Origin of the sequence: Segeticoccus rhizosphaerae (assembly GCF_009192725.1) — a bacterium.
GTDB lineage: Bacteria > Actinomycetota > Actinomycetes > Actinomycetales > Dermatophilaceae > Segeticoccus > Segeticoccus rhizosphaerae.
Genome location: NZ_VOHR01000738.1, coordinates 1 through 536, shown reverse-complemented (window position 1 = coordinate 536; position 536 = coordinate 1). Strand labels below are relative to the sequence as shown.

Genomic DNA, 536 nt, shown 5'->3' with positions numbered 1-536 from the left:
GCTGGCTTCTGGTAGACGGTTCCGGGTGCTCAACGTGGTCGATGACGTGAGCAGAGAGTGCCTGGCGGCGGTGCCGGACACCTCGGTCTCAGGGCACCGTGTCGTGCGCGAGCTGACCCGGCTGATCGCCCAGCGCGGCAAGCCGGGCATGATCGTCAGCGACAATGGCACCGAGCTCACCAGCAATGCCGTGCTCGCATGGTGCGGCGAGATCGGCGTCGAGTGGCATTACATCGCCCCGGGCAAGCCAATGCAGAATGGCTACGTCGAGAGCTTCAACGGCCGCATGCGCGATGAGCTGCTAAACGAGACCCTGTTCATGAGCCTTGCCCACGCCCGGGTCGAGATCGCCGCCTGGGTCGAGGATTACAACCGGGAGAGACCACACTCGTCCCTTGGCTACGCAACACCGGCGGCGTTCGCCGCCGAACTGGATAAGCAATGGCCTGCTTCGCTACGCCCTACGGGCTCCGCTACGCAGCCCATTGCTTCAATCGCGCGGATGCGCAAAATAACCACCCGGCTCTAACGCCCGC

At 64.4% G+C, this 536-nt stretch carries 1 protein-coding gene; it reads left to right on the top strand.

All coding sequences use genetic code 11. The features are described from left to right. Nucleotides 1–529 (top strand): integrase core domain-containing protein (locus FRW57_RS22750; protein ID WP_152187150.1); only part of this gene is annotated, 529 nt, incomplete at its 5' end. Between the last annotated feature and the right edge of the window lie 7 nt (nucleotides 530–536).